The sequence below is a fragment of the Hymenobacter sp. 15J16-1T3B genome (assembly GCF_020711235.1).
Lineage (GTDB): Bacteria > Bacteroidota > Bacteroidia > Cytophagales > Hymenobacteraceae > Solirubrum.
Window position 1 is genome coordinate 130,618 of sequence record NZ_JAJFAV010000002.1, and the last position, 18,235, is coordinate 148,852.

An 18,235-nucleotide genomic window follows, 5' to 3' on the forward strand; every position below is an offset into this window, starting at 1 on the left:
GACACCCACGGCAGGCACTGCGAGCAAAGACGCCCGGCGGTGGACCTCGTTGTCCTTGCGAGCGAACCGAAGCGAAGGGCGACATAGTTAAGCGCGGCAAGCCTTCCTCTCGCGGCAGGACGGTGAGAAAAGCACTAATTAAGAAACAGCAGCGCCCGAAACTGATGCTACAGTCTCGGGCGCTGCTGTTTTCGGTTGGCAAGGATTGCGTCGGTGGTGCCGCGGGAGGAATGATTAGCTACGCCTTCCTGCGGGTGCCGCGCTTGACTACGTCGCCCGTCGGTTCGCTCGCAAGGACGACTGGTACTACCGTCGTGACTCCTCGCACCAGCGGCCGGGCCGGACGTCGTTAGAAGCCGTGGCCGATGAAACCACCGTCGACCGACAGCGTCTGGCCGGTGATGTAGCTGGCGGCGGGCAGGCAGAGAAAAGCCACGGCGGCGGCCACTTCCTGCGGCTCGCCGACGCGGCGCATGGGCGTGCGGGCAATGACTTCCTGATGGTAGTCCTCATTGCTGAGCACGCCGGCGGCCAGCGGGGTCTGGATGTACCAAGGCGCCACGCAATTGACGCGGATGCCGTCGGCGGCCCACTCGGCGGCGAGGTAGCGGCTGAGCTGCACGAGGGCCGCTTTGGTCATGCCGTACACGGCGCCGGTGCGCACGTGCGTCAGGCCCGCCACCGAGGAGATATTGACGATGGTGCCCGCGGGGCTGGCCTTAAGCAGCGGGTGGGCCAACTGGCAGAGGCTAAAGGCCGAGTCGAGGTTGGTTTGCAGCACGTGCTGGTATTCCTCGGCCGAATATTCGGTGGTCGGCTTGCGCACGTTGGTGCCCACGTTGTTCACCAGCCCGTCGAGGCGGCCGAAGCGGGTCTGCACAGCGTTGAGCAGAGTTTGGCGGCCGTCGAGGCGGCTCACGTCGGCCGGAATGGCGTGGGCATCGAGGCCTTGCTGCTGCCAGGCGGCTACGGCGGCTTCCAGCGGCTCGGGGCGGCGGGCCGCCGCTACCACCGTGGCGCCGAAGCCGAGCAGCTCCTCGGCCACGGCGGCCCCGATGCCGGCCGAAGCCCCGGTAACGATAAAGACGCGGTCTTGCAGCGACCAGCGCGTGGCTGCATCAGCAGGAAAAGGCATAGCTCGGTGGAGTAAGGGGGAGAGTAACGCAACCGGACAGGTCGCGGCTCATTGAACGGCATTCCGCCGGTCAGCGGCCAGTGTAGCGTCGGCAACGATGCGCAAATGCCCCGCTGACGCCGCCGGCCGCTTGGGCGGCGCTTACTTGATCTGGTATTCGGCTTTCAACTCGAAGGTGGCGTAGCCGTCGTTCTGAGCGGGGTTGCCGCGCTGACTCACGTCGTCGAGGTGGTCGGTGGTGGTGAAGGTGTAGAGGCCCTGGGCGGTTATCCAGAGGCGGGGCACCACGTTGAAGCTCAACCCGCCGCCCACGGGCGCAATCAGGGCCGTGCCGGGGTAATCGGGCCGTTCGGGCGAAAGGAATCCTTCTGGCACATTCGGCACGTTCACGCCCCGGTAGGCCTTGGGATTGTAGATGGCAAAGCCCCCGCCGGCCTGCAAAAAGGGCTTGATGCGCAGGACTTGGTTGCGCGTGGCGCCGTACCACGAGGGGTCGGTCAGCGGCTCGAAGCGCACGAAGCTGGTCAGCGAGAGGTTGCGGCCGCGGAAGGCTAGGCTACGCTCCCGCAACTTGTCGGTACCGGCTAGCTGAAACCACGATACGTCGCCACCCACGGCCCAGTGCGGCCGCCAGGTGTACACCAGCCCGCCGCTCACGGCCGGGCCGGGGCGCAGGCCGCCCAGGTCGCCGAAGTAGAGGGCCGCGCCGCCGCCGGCCGTCAGGCGCAGCGGACCACGGTAGAAACCGCGCCCCTGCGCGTCGTAGTGGCGGCGCGGGCCCTGGGCCTGCGTGGCCAAAGGCGCCAGCAAGGCGGCGCCGAGGAGAAAGGAGGCTATGCGCACGAAACGAAGAAATGGTGAGTGGGCTAGGGTACGCCCGCCGGACGGCGGGCGTTGCCGGGCCCGGACTTACTTGAACATGCCCTGCGGGTCGGGCAGTTTTTCCTTGAGCTGGCTGATGAGCTCGAAATCAATGCCGCTGAAGTCCAGGTTGCGCGACTTGTGCAAGGACTCCCAGGCGGCCGGGTAGTTTTCCTGCTTGAACTGCACCCAGGCCAACTGCTGCCAAGCGTAGGCGTTGTTGGCGTCGGTGGCGAGGGCGCGGTGCAGGTAGTCGTCGGCCGTTTTCAGGTCCTTGTTTTTCTTGGTCTGCTCGAAGCGGATGAGATAAACGCCGCCCACGTCGGTGAGCAGCTGCGCGTCGGTGGGCGCCAGCGTAAGGGCTTGGTTGAGCAGGGCCAAGGACTCGTCGGGCGAGGTGCTGGCCGTGAGCAGGCCCAGGCCGCGGTAGGGCGCGGGGTTTTTCGGGTCGAGCACCCAAGCCAGGTTGAAGCGGTAGCGGGCCGTGTCGGCTTGGCCTTCGCGCAGGTACTCGTAGGCCTTGGTGGAGAAAAACTGGCTGGCTTCGGCACGGGAGGCAAAGCTCTGGTCGGCGCTCTGCAGGAAGGCCGCGCCCACCAGCTGCTGGGCTGCTTCGGGCGTGAGGCCGCCGAACAGCGGCAGCAGGCGCCGGGCCGCGGCGGGCACGTCGGTGGCGGCGCCCTTGGTTTTGGCTTTGACTTTTTGGGCCAGGGCCGGGCGGCCCAGCAGCAGGCCCGCCGTCAGCAGGGAAAGCAGAAAAGGAAGTCGTTTCATCGGTACTAACCGGGACGCAGGCAGCGCGTCCCGAGTTCCTAAAGGTAAGCGGCCGGGCCACAACCGCGGGTGCCGGCCCGCGGCGCGGGTGAGGCAGGCGCCGCCCGAAGCTGCTACAACGCCGCCCGGGCGCGGAAATTGTACGGCCCGGCTCCGCCGGCGGCATCCGGGGCGCGGCCGGCTGCGTAGGTCGGCTGGCCCGGAGCGGGCCGTAACTACCGGTTATGACTTTTCGCCGATGGCTGGCCGTGCCGGCCCTGCTGCTAGTGCCCCTGCTGCTGGGCGCCGCCAACGAATACGCCGTGGCCCGCGCCAGCCACCGCAGCGCCGAAGTGGCCTACGTGCCCGCCACCGACCCGGACTACGACGCCGTCCGCCACCGCCTCGACGTATACGCCCAGCGCGAAGGAAGAGCGGCGCCCCGGCCGGTGGTAGTGTTTATCCACGGCGGCAGCTGGAACAGCGGTAACAAAGACTTTTACCGCTTCGTGGGGCGGCGCTTGGCTCGCCTAGGCCTGGTAGCCGTGGTGATAAACTACCGATTGGCCCCGCAAGTACGCGTGCCGCAAATGGCCGACGACTGCGCCCGCGCCGTGCTCTGGGTGCAGGCCCACATCGGTGAGTACGGTGGCGACGCCGGGCGCATCTACTTGCTGGGCCACTCGGCCGGGGGCGGGCTGGCGGCCTGGCTGGCCACCGACGATGCCCTGTTTGCCCGCCGCGGGCAGCCGCGCAACCCCGTGCGCGGCGTGGTGCTCGACGATGCCGCCGGCCTCGATATGTACGACTACCTGCAGCGCATGGAGTTCGAGGACGACCGGCAGTACCTGGTGCCTTTCGGCCCCGAGCCGGCGGGCTGGCGCGCGGCTTCTGCGCTTTACCACCTGCGCGCCGGGGTGCCGCCCTTCCTCGTGTTCGTGGGCGAAAAAACGTACCCGTCCATCACCCGCAGCAACGAAACATTCCGGCAGCGGTTGGCGGCGCTGGGCGCCGCGCCGCCCTACCACGTACTGCCCGGCAAAAAGCACGCGGCCATGGTGCTGCAGCTCTATTGGTCCGACAACGTTATCTACCGCGAGCTGCTGGCTTTCATCCAAGCCGGGGGCGCCCCTCGCTCGTAACGCCCCGAAATTGGCTTGGCTGAGTAGCCGCGCTGCCCCGTCGCAACTGCACAAGGCCGGCCCGGATGTGGGCGGCCTGGGTGCGAAGGCCAAGCAAGACTAGCCTTCAAACACGGCCATTTCGTGCCAGAGCTTGTCGAAGGCGTCGTCGTAGGGCTGCACCACGGCGGGGTCGTCGGTGATGAGCAGGTTTTCGAGGTTGTAGAGGGCTGCCGAGCGCGTCCAGTTGTAGCTACCGGTGAGCACGGCGCGGTGGTCGGCCACGGCAAACTTGTGGTGCATGTGGTCGGCGGTGCGGTCCACGCGCACGGGCACGCCGGCCTGCTGCAGCTCCCGCACGTCGGAGCCGCGGTCGAGCAGCTTGTCGTTGTCGGTGATGAGGCGTACGCGCACGCCTCGGCGGTGGGCGGCCAGCAGGGCTTGGGTCAGCCGGTCGTCGGCCACCGTGAATACGCACACGTCGAGGTGGGCGGCGGCCTGCCCGATAAAGCGGCGGATGGCGCCCACGCACTCGTCGCCGGGGCTGAAGTACACCTGCGGCTGGTGGGCCGCCGCGCCGGGCAGCAGGGCCGTGGCCCCGGCCAGCCAGTTGATGACGGCTTTGTCGAGCGGGGTGCCCACGAAGCCCTTGGCCAGCTCAAACACCTGCCGCCGCAGCTGGGCCACGTCGCCGCCCGCGGCGGCAAAGCTAGCTGCTGCCTCGCGCAGCTGCTGAGCTTCGGTGGCCGAGAGCGTGGCGTCTTGCAGGGCCTGGCTGAATCGGTTTAGCAGCAGGTCGGGGTCAGCGGCGGCGGTGGAGTGGGGCATGGGAAAGCGGATGGGAGAGGGTTAACAAATCAGAACGTCATGCTGAGCCTCGTCGAAGTATCTCTACCGCTTCGTTGAATTAGGGCGAACGAACCAGTAGAGATGCTTCGGCAAGCTCAGCATGACGTTCTAATTCGGTTGTTCTGATAAAGCGCGCGAGATGCCTCGCCAAGCTCGACCTGACGGCCTGGGCAGGGCAGCACGGCGGCCTGCCGGATTGGCTAGGGCAGCAGCAGGGCCGACGCTTTGGACGCCTTCCGAGCTTTGCGCCGGCCGGGCACCGCCGCGGCGACTTGCTGCTGGGCGTTCAGCAGGGCTTCGGCGTAGGGCGCGTAGAGCACCCGTTCCAGCTGCCCGTCGGCGCGCTGCTCCACGTCCCAGAGGCCCGAGCGGTGCCAGGGCCGGTCCAGGAAGTCCCAGTCGGGGCGGTCGATGATGGGGTAGAGGCACACGCCCAGCAAGGGCACGCCGGCCTCGATGGCGGCGGCGCACTCCCCGGCCACGAAGCGCAGCCAGTCGGGGCGGTGCTCCAGAGGGTGGCTGGTTTCGGTAATGACGACGGGGCGGTGGTAGCGCTGGTAGGCTTCCTGCAAGAGGCTGCGCAGCGGGCGCCAGCGCGGGTCGCAGGTTTCGTTGGCCCAGCCCAGGCGGGCGTTGCTGTGGCACTCCCACTGGTTGTCGTAGTAGTAGTTGAAGCCCAGCAGGTCGAGGTACTCGGGGCGGCCGCCCAGTTCGGGGCAGATGCGGCCGCTGAGCATGTCCACGGCCTGGTACTGGTGCTCGTGGCGCAGCCGGGCCTCCTGCCGCTGCCGGGCCGTGGCCCCGTGCGGCGGCACGATGCTCACCAGCGGCTCGGTGGTGAGGATGCGGATGCTCGGATCGGCCTCGCGCAGGGCGGCCACGCCCTCGATGTAGGCGCGCATCAGGCCGTACTTCACCTCCCAGCCCTGGCCCACGCAGTAGGGCACGGTGCCGCGGGCGTCGCCGCCCAGCCAACTCATAAAGCTCACCTCGTTGATGGGCGTCACGATTAGCTCGCCCTCGGGGCGCACCGAGCGGTAGAAATCCACGAAGGCGCGGCACAGCGAGGCGAAGCGGCGCGCAAACATGGGGTGCAGCGGCGTCAGGTCGTCGGGGTAGCCGAAGTGGCACAGGTCCCAGAGCTGCTGAATGCCCTGGCGCTGGCCGGTTTCGAGCATGGCGGCCACCGTGCTCCAGTCGTAGTGGTAGGGCGTGCGCTCCACCTGGCTCCAGCGGATGCCCTCGCGCACCGTGCCGATGCCGAAGGGCTGCAGGCGTTGGTAGTCCGCGTCGAGCTGCTGAAAGTGGCCGGTCAGGTGCAGGAAGTCGACGCGGTGGCCGAAGCAGTTTTGCTGGTCGGTGCATTCGTAGCCCCCCATCCAGAACGACTGAAACGGGGAAGCGGGCTGGCCAAGGGCGGCGGCGTAGTCGAGCATACAAGCAAGGGTAAGGGGTGACAGCCGCCGGGTCAGCGGCCACTAAGGGCGCGGGAATGACTGGAACAAGCTCAGAAATAAACCGGTAAGGGCCAAAAAGCCCGCACCAAGCGGCGCGGGCTTAGGGCCTAGCGGGCGGCCGTCGTAAGCTAAACAGTGGCCCGCTCCCGAGCCGATACGGAATGCGCCTCGATGAAGATGCGGCGGAACTCTGGGTACTCGGCCCGAATGCGGTCCTGTAGCCGGTCGATGGCCTGCTCTACTTCGCCGGCGCTGATGCCGCGGCGGAACTTCACGTCCAGGGCCAGGATAACGTCGTCGGGGCCGAGGTACATGGTGAGCGGGGTGCGGGCCTGGGCTTCCACGGCCGGGTCCTGCTCGGTGATGCGCGCCAGCGTGGCCAGGGTTTGCTCGTCCACGCCTTCGCCCACCAGCAGGGCGCGGGTGCGGGCCACCAAAAACACGGCCACCAGCATCAGAATCACGCCGATGACGATGGAAGCGGCCCCGTCGAGGAAGGGGTTGTTGAGCAAGTGGCCGAAGTACACGCCCAACAAGGCCACGGCCAGGCCCACCACGGCGGCCAGGTTTTCGAGCACCGAGGCGAAGACGGCGGGGTCGCGGCTGCTGCGCAGCGTGGTCCAGAACCCGGCTTCGCGGGCGCCCGGCATCTGGTAGAGCGCCTTCACGGCCAAGTACAGCGCCCAGCCTTCAAACCCGATGGAAATGCCGAGCACCAGGTAGTTCCAGAGCGGGTCGGTGAGCGGCTCGGGGTGCTCGATGTGCTTGATGCCCTCGTAAAACGACATGCCGCCGCCGATGCTGAAGATGAGCACGGCCACGATCAGGCCCCAGAAGTACAGCTCCTTGGAGTGGCCGAAGGGGTGGCGCGCGTCGGCTGGGCGCTGGCTGCGCCCCATGCCGTAGAGCAGCAAAATGGCGTTGCCGCTGTCGACAAGGGAGTGGATGCCCTCGGAGAGCATGGCCGAGCTGCGGGTGAAGTAGGCGGCGACGAACTTGCTGACGGCAATGCCGACGTTGGCGAGCAGGCCACCGTAAAGAGCGGCTTTAGAAGAGTTGGGGTTTGCCACAGAAACGCGGTTAGAGTGGTCGGACCGGCCTTGCTATACGTAAGCCGGCACGTTTGGCTGAATAGCCCGCAACTTACGCCCAAAACCTGCTGCCCCCTTCGCGGGTTACACCGCGCCGGCGGCCCCGCCGCTTCACCCTCGCTCCGCGCTATGCCCGATACGTCTACGCCTGCCGTTCCCGACACCACCGCCCCGGCCGCCGCGCCCCCGCTGCGCCGCGAGCTGGGCCTGCTCTCGGCCACGGCCCTGAACATGATTGACATGGTCGGCATCGGGCCCTTCGTCACGCTGCCGTTGGTGATGGGGTTTGTGGGGCCATACTTCCTGCTGGCCTGGCTGGTGGGCGCCGGCCTGAGCATTTTCGACGGGCTGATCTGGTCGGAGCTGGGCGCGGCTTACCCCGAGGCCGGCGGCTCGTACCGCTTTCTGAAGCTGGCCTACGGCGAACAGAAATGGGGCCGGCTGCTCTCGTTTCTCTACGTCTGGCAAACCCTGGTGCAGGCCCCGCTGGTGCTGGCTTCGGGCGCCATCGGCTTCGCCCAGTACTTCGGCTACCTCGTGCCGCTGACGGAATGGTGGCAGCCCAAGCTGGTGTCGGGCACGGTGGTGCTGCTGCTCATGGTCCTGCTCTACCGCCGCATCGGCGACATCGGTCGGCTGGGCGTGCTGCTCTGGACGGGCGTGCTGGGCCTGATGGCCTGGTTGATTATCGGCGGGCTCACGCACAGCACCCACGCGGTGGCTTGGCTGCCGGCCGGCGGGGCAGCCGCGCTGCCGGGCATTCTGCTGTCGGCGGCCATGGGGCAGGCCACCGTCAAGACCATCTACAGCTACCTGGGCTACTACAACGTGTGCCACCTGGGCGGCGAAATCCGGGAGCCGCAGCGCGTGATTCCGCGCAGCATTTTCCTGAGCATCCTCGGCATCATGGCCCTGTACCTGCTGCTGAACTGGAGCGTGGGCACCGTCATTCCCTGGCAGGAAGCGAAGGAGTCGAAGTTCATCGTCAGCACCTTCGTGGAGCGGCTCTACGGGGCCACCGCCGCCAAAGCAGCTACCGCGCTGGTGCTCTGGGTCGCCTTTGCCTCGCTGTTTGCCGTGCTGCTGGGCTATTCGCGCATCCCGTACGCCGCGGCCGCCGACGGCGAGTTTCTGCCCGTATTTGCCCGCACGCACCCCACCAAGCACTTCCCGCACGTGTCCTTGCTGGTGCTGGGTGGGGTGGGCTTCGTGTTCAGTTTGCTCTTCAAGCTCGGCGAAGTCATCAGCGCCATTCTGGCCATGCGCATCCTGGTGCAGTTCGTGGGGCAGGCCGTGGGGCTGGTGCTGCTGCGCCGCCGCCGGGGCACCGCGGGGCTACCCTTCCGCATGCCGCTCTACCCCCTGCCGGTGGTGGTGGCGGTGGTCGTGTGGCTGTGGGTGTTCTGGAGCATCAAGGATGGTATTGTGCTCCACACCAACGAAGCCGCGCACACCCAGGTGGTTCTGCCGTTTCAGGTGGCGGCCCTGCTGATGATGGGCCTGGGCACGATTATTTTCCTGCTTTGGAGCCGACGGCTGGGCCGTTGGCCATTTGGCACCGCCCGTGCCACCGCCAACGACTAGGCGGCGAGGCCGGGGCTAGACTCGACGCAAAAAGCCCCGGCCGAACACCACTTCGACCGGGGCCCGCTGAGCGGCAATAACTGACTGCTCTTGGCAGCCGGCTCTTGCTTCTTGCATTGCAACGTTTGCAAGATAATAGTGCGTTTTTTATCAAAACATGATAAAAATCAGGAGCCGTTCGAACCGAAACGGAGCTGAGCAGCATAGCTGATCATACTCAAGCTGTTACTGCCTTTAGGTGGTAGCCGCGGTGGCATCAAGGTTTTTCCACGTGCAAACAGGCAGTGCGCAAAGTGGCAGCTACAACTAGCTACAGATGCAGTCTGGGTTGGACTACAATTGCTTTGTTTTAAATTGAAATATTTAGTGAATTAATATTACATTATGGCTAAGTTATATGTAAATTCAGGATGCCTATCCAATTCCTCTACCGTTATGGTACCTGCTTTCGACCGCCACATTCTGGAAGCACTCAACCAATGGGTGCATGTTTGGCCGAGGTTCGACGTATTCGTCGAGTTTCTGAGCTACAGTAGCCTTTTCAAAGGGGTGCTGTTTACCGTCGTTATGTGGTGGGTGTGGTTTAGCAGCGCCGAGCCGGAGGTGGCCATGCACAAGCGCCAGATTATTCTGGGAATTTTGACTGGCTGCCTGCTGGGCATGTTTGTCGCGCGGGTCTTGGTGCACGCGTTTCCGGAGCGCCCGCGTCCCTTGCACAATACAGAACTGACCCTGAGGCCGGTGCGCGCGCAGCTCGTGGCCGATAGCAAGGACAGAAGCTCGTTTCCCAGCGACCATGCCACGCTGTTCTTTGCGTTGGCCACGGGCTTCTGCTTTTTGTCGTGGCGCTTGGGCGTCGCGGCGCTGCTTTACGTGGTAGTGTTTGTGTGCTTACCGCGCGTCTACCTCGATCTGCATTACCCGACCGACCTGCTGGCCGGCGGCCTGGTGGGGGCGCTGGCGGCTGTGCTCTGTAACCTGCCGGCGCTCCGCCAACGGCTCTATGCCCCGCTACTGGCCTGGCAGCGCCGACACCCAAGCCCGTTCTACGTCGGGTTGTTTCTGATGACCTACCAGATCGACGATATGTTCAACGGCATCCGGCAACTGCTCAGCTTTATGTTTGGCAACGGCAACTAACGCCGTCGGCGCGTTTGCGCAGCCCCCAACAAGCACCAAGGGCAAGCCGCAGCTTGCCCTTGGTGTTACCGAAGTGGGGTACAGGGTGGGGCTTAGCCGCGGCGCAGCACGGCGGCGGCTTCCTTGGCAAAGTAGGTCAGGATGGCGTCGGCGCCGGCGCGCTTGATGCTCGTCAGCACTTCCATCATGGTTCGCTCGCCGTCGACCCAGCCGTTTTGGGCGGCGGCTTTCACCAGCGCGTACTCGCCCGATACGTTGTAGGCCGTCACGGGGAGGGTGGTGTGGTTGCGCACTTCCCGGATGACGTCGAGGTAGCTCAGCGCGGGCTTGATCATCACCATGTCGGCGCCTTCCTGCTCGTCGAGGGCCAGCTCGCGCAGGGCCTCGCGGCGGTTGGCAGGGTTCATCTGGTAGCTTTTCTTGTCGCCCTTTTTCGGGGCCGAGCCCAGCGCGTCGCGGAAGGGGCCGTAGAAGGCCGAGGCGTACTTGGCCGTGTAGCTCATGATGCTCACGTGCGCAAAGCCGTTGCGGTCGAGCACGTCGCGGATCCAGGCCACGCGGCCGTCCATCATGTCTGAGGGGCCGATGATGTCGGCGCCGGCGCGGGCCTGGGCCAGGGCCATCTGCCCGAGCACTTCCAGAGTGGCGTCGTTCAGGATTTCGCCCGAATCGGGGTCCACGATGCCGTCGTGCCCGTCGCTGGAGTAGGGGTCCATGGCCACGTCCGACATGATAACGATGTCCGGAAAGGCCTTTTTGATCTGGCCGATGGTGCGGGTGTAGAGCCCGTCGGGGTTGTGACTTTCCTTGGCGAGGCGGTCCTTGAGTCGGTCGTCGATGCTGGGAAAGGGCGCAAACGCCTTGATGCCGAGGTCGACGCACTGGCCGATTTCGTCGAGGAGGCGGTCGGCCGTGAAGCGCTGAATGCCGGGCATCGACGTGACTTCGATGGTCTTATTCTCGCCCTCGATGAGGAACACAGGGTAGATGAAGTCGTGCACCGACAGGGTGGTTTCCTGCACCATGTTGCGAATGACTTCGGACTTGCGGTTCCGCCGGGGGCGGTGCGTGGGGATTAGTGCCATGAGAACGTGTAAATCAACCGGGCAAAACAGCCGGGGCAAAGATAAAGTTGCGGGGCGGGCCGCCTCACCCGAACGAGGAACAGCTCTGGCCGGCCGCTAGGGCATGTCGCCCTTGCCAAAGCCCCAAATCATGATGCCGAAGAGCACCAGCAGGCTGAGGGCAAACAAACCGGCCCCGGCCCAGCCCCCCACGACCACCCAAAGCGCAATGCCGCCTAGCAACGCCAGCAGGCTGAGCAGTTCGCGCACGTCGCTGCCCCGCAGCGCCGGAACAGCCGCCGAGCGCTGCCGCACTGCGGCCGGGCGCAGCACTTGGTGACTCACGGGGGCGGCCAACCGGGCCCGTGGCTTGGTCGCGGTAGCCGCGCCGCGTGAGGGGCGAAACGGCTTCGGAAGCAGCGGGCGGGCGGCTCGGTGCAGCGGGCGGGCGAGAGGGAGCGGCGTTGCGGGCACTCCGCTGGCTACGGGCGGCTGGGCCGCAGCGGGCCGCGCTGCGGCAGGAGCAGTAGCCGGGCGAAAGGTGAAGGCGGCCTGCTGAGCGCGGCAGCCTACGCCCAGCAGGCTGGTTGCTAAAAGCACATAACGAAGCCAGTGGCTGGCCGATGGGAGCATAGCACGCAAGGTTATTCAACCTCACATATTAAAGAACTCCTGGAATATCTCCTGCCAAGCGTGTTTGCCGCCGATGCCGAGCACCAGAAAATAGTCGCCGAGCAGCATGATGGCCGCGCCGACACCCAAGCCCAACCAGCCGCCCAACCACAACCCCACGGCCACGCTGCCGAGGATGAGCAGCGCGCCCAAAATAATGTGCAGCGTGTCGTGCGGGCGGCGGCCCTCGTCGGCGGGCCGGCGGGCTTGGTGGCGGCTAGCGGGCCGCTGCAGGCGCACCAGCGGCGTGCGGCGGACCGCGGCCGCGGGCGTCGCGTGGGCCGGCCAGTGCCGGGAAGCCGGGCGGACGGATACAGGCAGCGCGTTGGGCCGCGCGGGCGACGGGGCGGCCGGCGCAGCTACCGGCGCCGCGGCAGCGGGGGGCGGAGCGGGTGAAGTCGGTGGGCTGGCCGTTACGGGAGCGGGCTGGAAGGAAAAGGCCGGTTTGGTGCCCGCGCAGCTGCTCAGCAGGCCGCTCAGCGCGCCCGCGCCGGCCGCAAGGCAGATAAAGCGAGGAGTAGAAAAACGCATCAGCGAGTAGCGTGACCTGCGCCAAGGTAGGCCGCAGTGGCCCTACGTACGCACCGGCCGCAAAGCAGTTCGCCGCGCCCGGTCCCCATCACAAGACCTGGCGCGGCGACGCATTCACTCATTCCCCTCGCTCGCTTAGCGCTCCGCCTCGGCCCGTTCGGCCAGCAGCGTGCGCGCTTCCGCAGCCGATACCACCACCCGCGCGGGCTCGGGGCCCTGCGAGCTGTGCATCAGCACCACGGCTTCCGTGCTGTCGGTAGCGTCGACGGCGGTAAATTCCCAGCGCGGCGTGGTCAGTGCCGACTTGGTAGTCTGGCAGCTGGTCAGCGACAGGGCGGAAACTACCAACAGAAGAGCGTAACGGGTCAGCATAACAGCGGATTAGCGGTGAAGACGGTGCAAAACTAGGGTGCTCCGCCGCCGCCTAACCGCCGGACTCGGTGAAACCGTTCCGGGGCTGTGCGAAAATCCGAACTGGCTGGCTGAGTGGAAAGCCGCCCGCGCCGGCCGGGCCCCGCAAATGGCTCAGCCGGCGCGCGTTACCGCGGGCTTAAAACGCCAGAATTACCTCCTCAATCACGTCGCAGGCCTCGTGCAGCTGCTCCTCGGTGATGACCAGCGGCGGGGCGAAGCGGATGATGTCGCCGTGGGTGGGCTTGGCCAGCACGCCGCGCTCCATCAGGGTCACGCACACGTCCCAGGCCGTGCGGCCGTCGGCGGCGGGCTTGATGACCACTGCGTTGAGCAGGCCCTTGCCGCGCACCAGCTCCACCACCTCGGGGCGCTTGGCTTGCAGGCGGCGCATCCGCTCGCGGAACACCTCGCCCAGGGCGCGGGCGTTTTCGGTGAGCTTTTCTTCCAGCAGCACGTCCAGGGCCGTGGTCATCACGCAGCAGGCCAGCGGGTTACCGCCGAAGGTCGAGCCGTGCTGCCCGGGCTTGATGCCCAGCATGATTTCGTTGCGGGCCAGCACCGCCGACACCGGCAGCACCCCGCCCGACAAGGCCTTGCCCAGCACCAGAATGTCGGCGTGCAGGCCCTCGTAGCAGGACGCCAGCAGCTCGCCGGTGCGGCCGAGGCCGGTCTGGATTTCGTCGGCAATCAGGAGCACCTTGTGCTGTTTGCAGATCTGGTGGGCGTGGGCCAGGTAGCCGTCGGCGGGCACCACCACGCCGGCTTCGCCCTGAATGGGCTCGACGAGGAAAGCGCACACGTGCGGGTCCTGCACGGCCGCTTCCAGGGCCGCCAGGTCGTCGTAGGGCACCACTTGGTAGCCGGGCATATAGGGCCCGAAGCCGCCGGTCGAGTCCGGGTCGGTGCTAAAGGAAATGATGCCAGTGGTGCGGCCGTGGAAGTTGTGCTCGGCCACGATGATGCGGGCCTGATTTGGGGCAATGCCCTTCTGCTCGTAACCCCAGCGGCGGGCCAGCTTCAGGGCGGTTTCCACGGCCTCGGCGCCCGAGTTCATCAGCAGGGCCTTGTCGTAGTTGAACAGCTCGCAGAGGTACTTTTCGGCCCGGCCGAGCTGGTCGTTGAAGAAGGCGCGCGAAGTCAGGGTGAGTTTCTGGGCCTGGTCCGTCAGCGCCTTGATGATGCGCGGGTGGCAGTGGCCCTGGTTGACGGCCGAGTAGGCGGAGAGGAAGTCGTAGTAGTGCTTGCCTTCCACGTCCCAGAGGTGCACGCCCTCGCCGCGGCTGAGCACCACCGGTAGCGGGTGGTAGTTGTGGGCACCGTACTGGTCTTCGAGCTGCATCAGCGCGTGGCTGCTGAGCTGAATGGGGGCGGCGGTAGCGGGGGGCGTGCTGACGGACATAGCGGGAATGGTTGGGATGGGCAATGGGGTCGGAGGCTTCAAAAGTACGGAAAACGGGCAGGCAAGGTGCTCGGTAGTAAGCCGCTGAACCGTAATACCTTGCTGCCGGTGCCGCGAATGGAGGTAAGCTATTCTACCTAGTGCCGCACCTAGCGGCACCTAATTGCTAGGCCGCACCCGTTTGCCAAGCCCGCCGCAGCAACGCGCCCATGCGCTCGGGCTTGCAGCCCGAAGCCATGCCCGGAGGCGTTCAGCGCCTAGCTGCAAATCCTAAAAACACCTCATGAGCCCGACGGAGCGGCTGCCAGTGCGCACAGGAAATGGCAGACCATGCCGCGTATGGGCGGCTGAGCCGCCGACGTTTTTAGGGCAGTAGCTCCTGCAGCTTCGCATCCAGCGCGGCGCCACGAAGGTCTCGGGCCACAATAGTGCCCTCTCGGTCCAGCAGAAAGTTGGTGGGGAGTTGCAGCACCTGGTACCAGGCGGCTACCTGATTGCGCCAGCCCTGCAAGTCCGAAACCTGCGTCCACGGCAGGTTATCCTGGCGAATAGCCGTTTGCCACTTGCGCGCATTGTCGTCGAGCGACACGCTGATGATGGCCAACCCTTTGGGGTGGTAGCGTTGGTAAGCCGCCACCAGATTGGGGTTTTCCCCCCGGCAGGGGCCGCACCAACTGGCCCAGAAATCCACCAGTACGTACTGGCCGCGGTACGCCGAGAGGCGGACCGGCGCGTGGCTGGTATCGGGAAGCACAAACTCGGGGGCGGGCTTGCCCACCGCATCTATGCCCTTGGGCAGCCGAACCGAAGCCAACTCGGTGGCCAGCTGGCGGGCCAGGGAATGCCGCCGCAGCTCGGGCGTCAGGCTGCGCAGCATGGAATCAGTAGCCAGGGCACCGCCATAGCTCTGCCAGCCGCGGCTCAGCAGCAACAAACTGTGGAAGGCCGCGGGGTGCTGACGGATGTAGCTGGCCACGTAGCGGGGCCGCTGCGCCATCAGCTGGCCGTTGCGGCGGATGTATTGCATAGCCGCGGCCGAGTCGCCTTTGGCGCGAAGTTGCTGCGCGAGCTTGGTGTTGGCTATCAATTCGTTGCGCAGCTTGTCATCCAGCGGAGTTAGGTAGTCCGTTTGGTAGTGCCGGTAGGCCGTGGTCAGCGCCGAACCGCGCACCCAGGCGCCTTCTAAGTCCTGGGCACTGCCGCTGATGCTGATGGGGCGGTTGTCGAGCACCACTTCTACCTCCCCGGCAACGCCCCGCACGCCCACGGTGTACAGATTCGGCTCGCTCACCCGCCCGGTCAGCGTGAACTTGCCGTTCACGATGGCCGCCGAGTCGACGGGCCGGTCGTGGAGGCGCAGGTAGGCGCGGGTGCCGGCGGCGGGCAGCTGGGTCAACTGGCCCTGGATGCGGTAGCCCGGCTGTTGGGCGGTGGCCGGCGCCCCAACCAGCAGCAGGGCGAGCAAGAGGAGGATAGGCAAACGGAACATAGCAGAGAATCAGCGGGATGAGACATGAAAAAGCTAGCAGCGGTAAGGTAATAGCTGGCTGCCAGACCACGGACTTCCCCGGCCCGCCGAAACGCCCTACTTTTGGCCAGTACTTTCCGCGCAGTTTCTCGGCTATGCAGGTTCTCCACCACCCCGACGCGCCCCAGGCGGTCGGCCCCTACTCCCAGGCCATTGTCACGGGCGGCCTCGTGTTCTGCTCCGGCCAAACGCCGCTCAACCCCGCCACCATGCGCATCGAGGCCACCACCATCGAAGAGCAGACGCGGCAGGCGCTCATCAACCTGGACGTGGTGCTGTCGGCCAGCGGCCTGGGCCTGCAGGACGTGGTCAAGACCACGGTGTTCCTGAAAAACTTCGCCGATTTTCAGCGCATGAACGCCGTGTACGCCGTGGTGTTTGGCACCCACCGCCCGGCCCGCACCACCGTGGAAGTGTCGCGGCTGCCGCTGGACGCGCTGGTCGAAATTGAATGCATTGCCGCCCTGCGGGGTTAAGCTTTCCGCATGAAAGCTAAACCCCAGCCGCTGCAGCCCGGCGACTTTTACTACACGCCCGAGGGCTACATGGTCTTTACCGAGCAGTACCACCGGCGCCGTGGCACCTGCTGCGGCAGCGGCTGCCGGCATTGCCCCTGGCGCAAGCCCAAGCCCGGCGGGCAGCCTTAGCGTTCCGCCGGGGCGCGCCAGCTGCCGCCGAAGTCGTGGTGGGCCTGCGGCAGCAGCGGCTCGTCGACCACCAGCTCGCTCAGGCCGAAGTACACGGCGGTTTCGGCGTTGGCGTAGTAGCCCGGCCACGCCGCCAAGTCCTGCCCGCTCAGCAGCACGTGGTAGGGCCGCACGTGCATGATGGGCGGCACCACGAGGCGGCGGGTGCCGGCGCGGCGCGCGGCCTCGATCAGGGCGTAGCGCTGCGCCATTTGCCGGGAATACGGCCCGGCGCTGTAGCACCACTCCTGCCAAGCCCGCGCCGTGGGGCCGGTGGCGCAGAGCACCAAAAGGCCAGCCCAGGGCAGCGCCCGCCGCCACCGCGGAGTGGGCGGCGCGGGCAGCGGCGGGTGAACCGGAGCCGCCGCCAGCAGCGCGGCGCCCCAGCCCAGCAGCAGCGCATAAATCAGCACGTTGGCGAGCCGGTCGAGGCTGCCGCCCAGCCCCACGTACGACACCAACTGCGCCAAGCCCAGGCCGGCAACCAAGCAGGGAAGGCTCTGGCGCAGCGGTACTCGCTGGCCAAACGGGTTGCCCCAGCGGCGGGCCAGCGGCTGCAGCCACCAATACACCAAGACCAGGGCCGCCAGCAGGCGCGGCTGAATGAGCAGGGTAAGCAAGCCGCGGCCGGTGCGCGGCAGCGCCATCAGCAGCTTGTGCGGCAGCGGCTCCAGCCCCGAGCCTTTGTCGACCAGCCGCACAAAGTTGCCAGGCGCTGCCACCGCCACCGCGCCGGCTACCAGCGTCACGCCGAGCAGCATCAGCCACCACCGCCGGGTGGCCGGCGCCCCCCGCAGCCAACTAACCCAGAGCAACGCCGCGAGGGTGGCCAGCAGTAGCAGCAGCTGCACCTCGTTGGTGCCGGCCGTGGCCACCGCGGCTACCCCGGCCACGACGGCCCAGCCTCGGCGCCGGCCCTGCGGCTGCCGCAGCCCCGCCGCCGAGGCCACCAGCACCAGCGTAAAGCACACCAGGCCCAGCGTGTACACCGCGGCCGCTGTGAACCAGTAAAACGCCGAATACACATCGGGCAGGAGTTGCACGTACAGCAGCAGGGCCGTGAGGCTGGCCACGGCGGCCGAGCCCCGGCGCAGCCGGCCGGGCCACACTTGCCGGATGGCGGCGTACAGCCCGGCGGCCAGTGCCAACTCAATGCCGGCAGCGGCCCAGCGCACTCCCCGGAGCCAGCCCCAGGTCAGCGGGTTCAGGGCAGTAATCAGGAAGGTGGAGAAAAACCGTCCCGTCCACTGCTGGTACAGTTCGCGCTGCACGCTCATAGGGCCGTGGGCAAGGGTGCGCCACGCGTTTATAAAGTCGTCGGAGTAGGGTTCGTTGTAGGCACAAAGCGCCGCAAACGGGAGCAAGCCCAGCAGCAACAGGGCCAGTAACGCAAGACGAGCGGCGCGGGAAGAAAAACCAATGGGCATACGCGAAGTGGGTACCGCCCCGGGCTGCGGCGGCGGTACGCGGCGCCAAAGAACGGCCGGCCGGCGCAGAACTACGCGCCAACCAGCCGTTGCGCCGGGGGCTAACGCACTATTTTTCAGGGAGAGTTTGACTAATTCAGACTTTTGCCGATATTTGCGTCCCTTTTTCTAGCATCGTCACTCCAAAGTACACATAGCCATGGCCCGAGTTTGTGATCTGACCGGCAAGCGCACGCGCGTTGGTAACAACGTGTCGCACGCCAACAACAAGACCAAGCGCAAGTTCTACCCGAACCTGCAGAAGAAGCGCTTCTACATCCCCGAAGAGGATGCTTGGGTAACGCTGCGCGTAGCCGCTTCGACTATCCGCACGATCAACAAGAACGGCATCATGGCCGTGTTGAAGAAAGCCAAGCAGGAAGGCTACGTAGTTTACTAGTCTTTCGCTGGTAGATAGCAAAGCCGTTGGCCGCCGGACGTTCACGCGTCGGGCGGCCAACGGCTTTTTGGCATTGGACGGGCG

General features: G+C 66.3%; 19 protein-coding genes. 6 read left to right on the forward strand and 13 right to left on the reverse strand.

Going from position 1 to position 18,235, the window contains the following annotated elements:
• Positions 1 to 349 precede the first annotated feature (349 nt).
• From LJ737_RS03780 to LJ737_RS03790, 3 genes are all read right to left on the reverse strand, one after another.
• Positions 350 to 1,135, reverse strand: a complete 786-nt coding sequence (locus tag LJ737_RS03780; RefSeq protein ID WP_227763092.1) for an SDR family oxidoreductase — start codon at positions 1,133 to 1,135, stop codon at positions 350 to 352.
• A 141-nt stretch (positions 1,136 to 1,276) separates the two neighbouring features.
• Positions 1,277 to 1,978, reverse strand: coding sequence for a hypothetical protein (locus tag LJ737_RS03785; protein WP_227763094.1), 702 nt, complete (start codon positions 1,976 to 1,978; stop codon positions 1,277 to 1,279).
• Positions 1,979 to 2,044: 66 nt separating this feature from the next.
• Complete coding sequence (locus LJ737_RS03790; protein WP_227763096.1) at positions 2,045 to 2,770, reverse strand: tetratricopeptide repeat protein; 726 nt, start codon at positions 2,768 to 2,770, stop codon at positions 2,045 to 2,047.
• 224 nt (positions 2,771 to 2,994) lie between these two features.
• Here LJ737_RS03790 and LJ737_RS03795 point away from each other — a divergent pair, with 224 nt between their 5' ends.
• Positions 2,995 to 3,891, forward strand: a complete 897-nt coding sequence (locus LJ737_RS03795) for an alpha/beta hydrolase (RefSeq protein ID WP_227763098.1) — start codon at positions 2,995 to 2,997, stop codon at positions 3,889 to 3,891.
• 99 nt (positions 3,892 to 3,990) lie between these two features.
• On the opposite strand, the gene LJ737_RS03800 is transcribed toward LJ737_RS03795, so the two are convergent.
• The 3 genes from LJ737_RS03800 to LJ737_RS03810 form a co-directional block, all read right to left on the reverse strand.
• Positions 3,991 to 4,698 (reverse strand): phospholipase D-like domain-containing protein, encoded by a 708-nt coding sequence (locus LJ737_RS03800; protein WP_227763101.1) that lies wholly within the window; start codon positions 4,696 to 4,698, stop codon positions 3,991 to 3,993.
• Positions 4,699 to 4,919: 221 nt separating this feature from the next.
• Positions 4,920 to 6,155, reverse strand: coding sequence for a glycoside hydrolase family 1 protein (locus LJ737_RS03805; protein WP_227763103.1), 1,236 nt, complete (start codon positions 6,153 to 6,155; stop codon positions 4,920 to 4,922).
• Between the two features lie 149 nt (positions 6,156 to 6,304).
• Positions 6,305 to 7,246: a cation diffusion facilitator family transporter gene (locus tag LJ737_RS03810; protein ID WP_227763105.1), complete on the reverse strand. Its 942-nt coding sequence runs from the start codon at positions 7,244 to 7,246 to the stop codon at positions 6,305 to 6,307.
• Positions 7,247 to 7,396: 150 nt separating this feature from the next.
• Between LJ737_RS03810 and LJ737_RS03815 the strand changes: the two genes are divergently transcribed.
• Together LJ737_RS03815 and LJ737_RS03820 are read left to right on the forward strand one after the other, a co-directional pair.
• Positions 7,397 to 8,851 (forward strand): APC family permease, encoded by a 1,455-nt coding sequence (locus LJ737_RS03815; protein ID WP_227763107.1) that lies wholly within the window; start codon positions 7,397 to 7,399, stop codon positions 8,849 to 8,851.
• 435 nt (positions 8,852 to 9,286) lie between these two features.
• Positions 9,287 to 9,991 carry a phosphatase PAP2 family protein gene (locus tag LJ737_RS03820; RefSeq protein ID WP_227763108.1) on the forward strand — a complete coding sequence of 235 codons (705 nt, stop codon included), beginning with the start codon at positions 9,287 to 9,289 and terminating at the stop codon, positions 9,989 to 9,991.
• Between the two features lie 92 nt (positions 9,992 to 10,083).
• Here the strand turns inward: LJ737_RS03820 and hemB are convergent, their stop codons facing one another.
• The 6 genes from hemB to LJ737_RS03850 form a co-directional block, all read right to left on the reverse strand.
• Positions 10,084 to 11,076 (reverse strand): porphobilinogen synthase, encoded by a 993-nt coding sequence (hemB, locus tag LJ737_RS03825; protein ID WP_227763109.1) that lies wholly within the window; start codon positions 11,074 to 11,076, stop codon positions 10,084 to 10,086.
• A 96-nt stretch (positions 11,077 to 11,172) separates the two neighbouring features.
• Positions 11,173 to 11,400 (reverse strand): hypothetical protein, encoded by a 228-nt coding sequence (locus LJ737_RS03830; protein WP_227763111.1) that lies wholly within the window; start codon positions 11,398 to 11,400, stop codon positions 11,173 to 11,175.
• Between the two features lie 309 nt (positions 11,401 to 11,709).
• The gene (locus LJ737_RS03835; protein ID WP_227763112.1) at positions 11,710 to 12,258 is read right to left on the reverse strand and encodes a hypothetical protein; all 549 of its coding nucleotides are present in this window, start codon (positions 12,256 to 12,258) and stop codon (positions 11,710 to 11,712) included.
• 135 nt (positions 12,259 to 12,393) lie between these two features.
• Positions 12,394 to 12,630: a hypothetical protein gene (locus LJ737_RS03840; RefSeq protein WP_227763113.1), complete on the reverse strand. Its 237-nt coding sequence runs from the start codon at positions 12,628 to 12,630 to the stop codon at positions 12,394 to 12,396.
• A gap of 178 nt (positions 12,631 to 12,808) precedes the next feature.
• The gene (gene rocD, locus LJ737_RS03845) at positions 12,809 to 14,071 is read right to left on the reverse strand and encodes an ornithine--oxo-acid transaminase (RefSeq protein ID WP_317206642.1); all 1,263 of its coding nucleotides are present in this window, start codon (positions 14,069 to 14,071) and stop codon (positions 12,809 to 12,811) included.
• Between the two features lie 364 nt (positions 14,072 to 14,435).
• Positions 14,436 to 15,560 carry a TlpA disulfide reductase family protein gene (locus LJ737_RS03850; RefSeq protein WP_227763114.1) on the reverse strand — a complete coding sequence of 375 codons (1,125 nt, stop codon included), beginning with the start codon at positions 15,558 to 15,560 and terminating at the stop codon, positions 14,436 to 14,438.
• A 134-nt stretch (positions 15,561 to 15,694) separates the two neighbouring features.
• Here LJ737_RS03850 and LJ737_RS03855 point away from each other — a divergent pair, with 134 nt between their 5' ends.
• Together LJ737_RS03855 and LJ737_RS03860 are read left to right on the forward strand one after the other, a co-directional pair.
• Positions 15,695 to 16,075 carry a RidA family protein gene (locus LJ737_RS03855; protein WP_227763115.1) on the forward strand — a complete coding sequence of 127 codons (381 nt, stop codon included), beginning with the start codon at positions 15,695 to 15,697 and terminating at the stop codon, positions 16,073 to 16,075.
• Positions 16,076 to 16,084: 9 nt separating this feature from the next.
• The gene (locus tag LJ737_RS03860) at positions 16,085 to 16,246 is read left to right on the forward strand and encodes a C1orf53 family protein (protein ID WP_227763116.1); all 162 of its coding nucleotides are present in this window, start codon (positions 16,085 to 16,087) and stop codon (positions 16,244 to 16,246) included.
• On the opposite strand, the gene LJ737_RS03865 is transcribed toward LJ737_RS03860, so the two are convergent.
• The gene (locus tag LJ737_RS03865) at positions 16,243 to 17,712 is read right to left on the reverse strand and encodes a DUF6056 family protein (protein WP_227763117.1); all 1,470 of its coding nucleotides are present in this window, start codon (positions 17,710 to 17,712) and stop codon (positions 16,243 to 16,245) included. The genes LJ737_RS03860 and LJ737_RS03865 overlap by 4 nt on opposite strands.
• A 199-nt stretch (positions 17,713 to 17,911) precedes the next feature.
• Here LJ737_RS03865 and rpmB point away from each other — a divergent pair, with 199 nt between their 5' ends.
• Positions 17,912 to 18,151, forward strand: a complete 240-nt coding sequence (rpmB, locus tag LJ737_RS03870; protein ID WP_059068864.1) for a 50S ribosomal protein L28 — start codon at positions 17,912 to 17,914, stop codon at positions 18,149 to 18,151.
• The last annotated feature ends 84 nt before the right edge of the window (positions 18,152 to 18,235 follow it).

Excerpts from the sequence above, each read along its gene's own strand:
- LJ737_RS03795 (WP_227763098.1), top strand. The coding sequence starts at position 2,995 with ATGACTTTTCGCCGATGGCTGGCCGTGCCGGCCCTGCTGCTAGTGCCC.
- LJ737_RS03865 (WP_227763117.1), bottom strand. The coding sequence starts at position 17,712 with ATGCCCATTGGTTTTTCTTCCCGCGCCGCTCGTCTTGCGTTACTGGCC.
- LJ737_RS03850 (WP_227763114.1), bottom strand. The coding sequence starts at position 15,560 with ATGTTCCGTTTGCCTATCCTCCTCTTGCTCGCCCTGCTGCTGGTTGGG.
- hemB (WP_227763109.1), bottom strand. The coding sequence starts at position 11,076 with ATGGCACTAATCCCCACGCACCGCCCCCGGCGGAACCGCAAGTCCGAA.
- LJ737_RS03835 (WP_227763112.1), bottom strand. The coding sequence starts at position 12,258 with ATGCGTTTTTCTACTCCTCGCTTTATCTGCCTTGCGGCCGGCGCGGGC.
- rpmB (WP_059068864.1), top strand. The coding sequence starts at position 17,912 with ATGGCCCGAGTTTGTGATCTGACCGGCAAGCGCACGCGCGTTGGTAAC.
- LJ737_RS03805 (WP_227763103.1), bottom strand. The coding sequence starts at position 6,155 with ATGCTCGACTACGCCGCCGCCCTTGGCCAGCCCGCTTCCCCGTTTCAG.
- LJ737_RS03815 (WP_227763107.1), top strand. The coding sequence starts at position 7,397 with ATGCCCGATACGTCTACGCCTGCCGTTCCCGACACCACCGCCCCGGCC.
- LJ737_RS03780 (WP_227763092.1), bottom strand. The coding sequence starts at position 1,135 with ATGCCTTTTCCTGCTGATGCAGCCACGCGCTGGTCGCTGCAAGACCGC.
- LJ737_RS03800 (WP_227763101.1), bottom strand. The coding sequence starts at position 4,698 with ATGCCCCACTCCACCGCCGCCGCTGACCCCGACCTGCTGCTAAACCGA.
- LJ737_RS03790 (WP_227763096.1), bottom strand. The coding sequence starts at position 2,770 with ATGAAACGACTTCCTTTTCTGCTTTCCCTGCTGACGGCGGGCCTGCTG.
- rocD (WP_317206642.1), bottom strand. The coding sequence starts at position 14,071 with ATGTCCGTCAGCACGCCCCCCGCTACCGCCGCCCCCATTCAGCTCAGC.
- LJ737_RS03840 (WP_227763113.1), bottom strand. The coding sequence starts at position 12,630 with ATGCTGACCCGTTACGCTCTTCTGTTGGTAGTTTCCGCCCTGTCGCTG.
- LJ737_RS03860 (WP_227763116.1), top strand. The coding sequence starts at position 16,085 with ATGAAAGCTAAACCCCAGCCGCTGCAGCCCGGCGACTTTTACTACACG.
- LJ737_RS03855 (WP_227763115.1), top strand. The coding sequence starts at position 15,695 with ATGCAGGTTCTCCACCACCCCGACGCGCCCCAGGCGGTCGGCCCCTAC.
- LJ737_RS03820 (WP_227763108.1), top strand. The coding sequence starts at position 9,287 with ATGGTACCTGCTTTCGACCGCCACATTCTGGAAGCACTCAACCAATGG.